This is a genomic window from Halalkalibacterium halodurans (assembly GCF_004376175.1).
GTDB lineage: Bacteria > Bacillota > Bacilli > Bacillales > Bacillaceae_D > Halalkalibacterium > Halalkalibacterium halodurans.
Genome location: NZ_SNUY01000088.1, coordinates 9,357 through 12,544, shown reverse-complemented (window position 1 = coordinate 12,544; position 3,188 = coordinate 9,357). Strand labels below are relative to the sequence as shown.

Here is a 3,188-nt window from a genome sequence, read left to right as displayed (position 1 = left end):
TCTAGTGATACGGAAAACACTTTCAGACCCTCCTGGTTTGTTTGGTTAGCACTAACATTATTGCCAGGAATCTGTGAGTGTTTTCTTCTTTTTTGTTTAAATCACTAAAAGTGGTGATGAATCAAAATTTAAGAATTCTGCTAAGCCCCTACCAAGTACTATATTTTTTAAAGAATGATCTTTAGTTTCCTTCATTACGCCTCCTCCCCTCCCCTGATATAATCTGGCTAAAAGGGAACGTGATTTTATTGGGAAAAATTAAAGTCACGAACATGCGAGGCGTTTCGTTAACAGCTGGAAGCTTTGCTTAGGAGCAGCCAGATCGGGCTTGCATTGCAAAAAGAGCATATCGACCATCTTTTAGAGATGAAACGGAAAGTTATATAGATTTGAATGACAGTTTAATTACTTCTTTTTCAAAAGGATGGAGCTAAAACTATTAATTGAGGAGGCAGTTTCTTATGAAGAAAACGACAGAAGGTGCATTTTATACGAGGGAGTACCGAAATCTTTTCAAGGAATTCGGGTATTCGGAAGCGGAAATCCAAGAACGAGTTAAGGACACATGGGAACAGCTTTTTGGCGATAACCCAGAAACGAAAATTTTTTATGAAGTGGGCGATGATCTAGGTTATCTCCTCGATACGGGAAACCTCGACGTGCGGACTGAAGGAATGTCCTACGGAATGATGATGGCTGTTCAAATGGACAGAAAGGATATTTTCGACCGGATCTGGAATTGGACGATGAAGAATATGTATATGACGGAAGGCGTGCACGCGGGCTACTTCGCTTGGTCATGTCAGCCTGATGGCTCTAAAAACTCCTGGGGCCCAGCTCCGGACGGAGAGGAATATTTTGCCCTTGCATTATTTTTTGCTTCGCACCGCTGGGGCGATGGTGATGAACAGCCGTTTAATTACAGCGAACAAGCTCGTAAGCTACTTCATACTTGCGTGCACAATGGTGAAGGTGGTCCTGGCCATCCAATGTGGAACCGGGATAATAAGCTCATTAAATTCATACCTGAAGTGGAGTTCAGTGATCCCTCTTATCATCTCCCCCATTTTTATGAACTGTTCAGTTTATGGGCAAACGAAGAGGACCGCGTCTTCTGGAAAGAGGCTGCTGAAGCGAGCCGGGAGTATTTGAAAATAGCTTGCCATTCTGAAACAGGACTTGCGCCTGAGTATGCTTACTATGATGGAACACCAAATGATGAAAAGGGATACGGCCACTTTTTTAGCGATTCTTATCGTGTGGCTGCTAATATTGGACTTGACGCTGAATGGTTCGGAGGAAGCGAGTGGTCGGCAGAAGAGATAAATAAGATCCAGGCGTTTTTTGCAGATAAAGAGCCTGAAGACTACCGCCGCTATAAAATAGACGGGGAACCGTTCGAAGAGAAATCATTGCACCCTGTCGGACTGATTGCTACTAACGCGATGGGTTCTTTAGCCTCTGTTGATGGACCATACGCTAAAGCTAATGTGGATTTGTTCTGGAACACGCCGGTTCGCACCGGCAACCGCCGTTATTACGATAATTGTTTATAGAGCTTGTTCAAAAAGCACCTTTTTAATCAAATCATAAATAGAAAATCAGTTGACTACACTTCCATTAATGGTAATGAAAGTAAAATAATTTCAGACAAAAAAATGTACCTTCGCCCCACTCAAAATCGCACCTAAAAAAGGGTAGACTTCTCCCTTGGACCATAGACAATTTTTTGAAAAAGGTTTGATTGGGGTTAAATTAGCTAGCTATCGGCAAGGAAAGCTGTTCCACTTGGATTTCCTGTAATTTCCTTATAGCTTCAACATGATTTCCAGGTAAGACCGTATCTCGTATGTGTTTGATCATCCGTTGAATGAGTCGAAACAAATCTCTCATGATGAAGAAAGATTGGACTCTCTTGGTGGTCTTTACTGGCACCTTTTTATGTCGCATCACAGAATCGAGCTGATTCGATTCATGTGCAAAAGATAGCTCCACTTGCTTACGAAAGTTTAACATCCGTTCTTGAAGCTCTGACCCTTGTGGAACTGGACCATAGAAGAATGGGTTTTCTTCAAAGGTGAAACCGAATTGCTTATTACAAGTAGCCTGTAATGGACAGGACATACATTTGGTTTCGTCACCATGAAACCAAGACGTATAGGTTTCCTTCTCAAATCCATCCCATAGGAGTTCATGGCCAGCTTCACATTCAGGCTTTCCTTCTGATGAACAAGTTTCAGGGATGACCGTATTCTTTTTGAAATCTGTTACGACGGCCACATCATGTTTATGTAAAGATTCTATCTGGTGTTCGGCACTGAAATAGCCTAAATCTGCCACAAGATACTCTACCTTCAAATCACCGATTTCTTTTAGTTTTTCAACCAACGGAAGAAGAACATCGACATCGTGAGTATCTGGTGGAAGAATAATAGACAAGAGAACAACAGGACCCGAGGGTGCGGGGCAAACAATCGAATGTTTTCGATAGCCAATAAAAAATTTATTCTGATTGGCTTTATTCCGCTGAACGCCTACTTTGGCATCGGGATCCGAATACGTTTTGTCGCATTCACATGTCTCTTTATCTTCACAAGCACAACGTTTCTTTTTATAGCCATTCACGTGAGCAAAGACGGGTCTAGAATCAATTCCCGCAAGAGTTGGTTCTAAAAAACCATCCAGTTTCAGGGCCTGACCAATGAAATCGAATAAGATTTTATAAAAGTGCTCGGGTGTCAGAGTATGACGAAAATGAGTCAAGCTCGAATGAACAGGAACATCCTTTATGTTTGGAGTGCCGATGAAGTTGCGCCATGCCTGATTCTTAGGGTCCTTCAGCTGTCTGCAGAGCTCTCTAAAAGACGTGATCTCAGGCCGTGTAAAGTACAAATAATGCATACGAAAATACGTCCTAGCATCAATAGGCGGGCGACCACCGCCTTTATATAATGGTTTCATTTTTTCCAAGACAATAGAATCATCAACATGATCAATATAATCTATCAATTCCACATCGAAACCGAGTGTGTTATAGTAGTGGTAAGGAAGCAGTTCTAGCTGCATATCCATGAAAATGCACCTCGCAAATTGGTATTTTTGGTTGATTCGTTACTTCCATTTTACCATTTTTCGCTAAGGTGCATTTTTATTTTTTTTCGGATTTTATGGCTTTTTGAACAAGCTCT

2 protein-coding genes are annotated in these 3,188 nt (G+C 41.7%); one reads left to right on the top strand and one right to left on the bottom strand.

Features of this window, described 5'->3' with window-relative positions; genetic code table 11:
- Positions 1–461: 461 nt before the first annotated feature.
- Positions 462–1,556, top strand: a complete 1,095-nt coding sequence (locus tag E2L07_RS18950) for a family 8 glycosyl hydrolase (RefSeq protein WP_134230354.1) — start codon at positions 462–464, stop codon at positions 1,554–1,556.
- 199 nt (positions 1,557–1,755) lie between these two features.
- Here E2L07_RS18950 and E2L07_RS18945 read toward each other — a convergent pair whose 3' ends face one another.
- Positions 1,756–3,072: a transposase gene (locus tag E2L07_RS18945; protein ID WP_134228930.1), complete on the bottom strand. Its 1,317-nt coding sequence runs from the start codon at positions 3,070–3,072 to the stop codon at positions 1,756–1,758.
- Positions 3,073–3,188: the final 116 nt, after the last annotated feature.